Source organism: Mesorhizobium sp. WSM4828 (assembly GCF_055811175.1).
Window position 1 is genome coordinate 1 of record NZ_JBVVQK010000107.1, and the last position, 557, is coordinate 557.

1 protein-coding gene and 1 pseudogene are annotated in these 557 nt (G+C 63.6%); both read left to right on the plus strand.

What is annotated here, in order from left to right; translation table 11 throughout:
- On the plus strand, positions 1 to 315 hold a 315-nt coding region (tnpB, locus tag AC0L2X_RS32495; RefSeq protein ID WP_473601222.1), incomplete at its 5' end, for an IS66 family insertion sequence element accessory protein TnpB.
- Between the two features lie 66 nt (positions 316 to 381).
- Positions 382 to 557: pseudogene (locus AC0L2X_RS32500) on the plus strand (IS66 family transposase); the annotation flags it as partial.

Consider the following 557-nt stretch of genomic DNA (forward strand, 5'->3'; position numbering starts at 1 on the left):
TTGGCGGTCGGCCGGACCGATATGCGTCGCGGGATGCAAGGCCTCGCTCTGCAGGTTCAGGAGACGTTGGGCCGGGATCCGCATGCCGGCGATCTTTATGTCTTCCGCGGCCGCAGCGGCAATCTGATCAAGATTATCTGGCATGATGGGCTCGGCATGTCACTGTATGCAAAACGGCTCGAGAAGGGCCGGTTTCTATGGCCGTCGCCGGCGGACGGTACGGTTTCCATATCACCGGCGCAGCTCGCCTACATGCTCGACGGGATCGATTGGCGCAACCCGCGTCACACGTTCCGCCCCCAGCGCGCGGGCTGAGTTTTTCTTTGAGTTTGCGCCATTTTCCGCGAGTCAGCGGAGGCATTTTATGATTCACTCCAGGGCATGGTTGCCACCGCCCTGGATGCTGTTCCGGACGATATCGGCGCGCTGAGAGCAGCGCTGACCGCGGCGCTGGCCAGAGCCGAAGACGAGGCCGCGCGGGCTGCGCTGGTCGAGGCCGAACTGGCGGTCGCCAGGGCCAAGGCATCGGATGATGCGGCGCTGATCGCACATCAGCA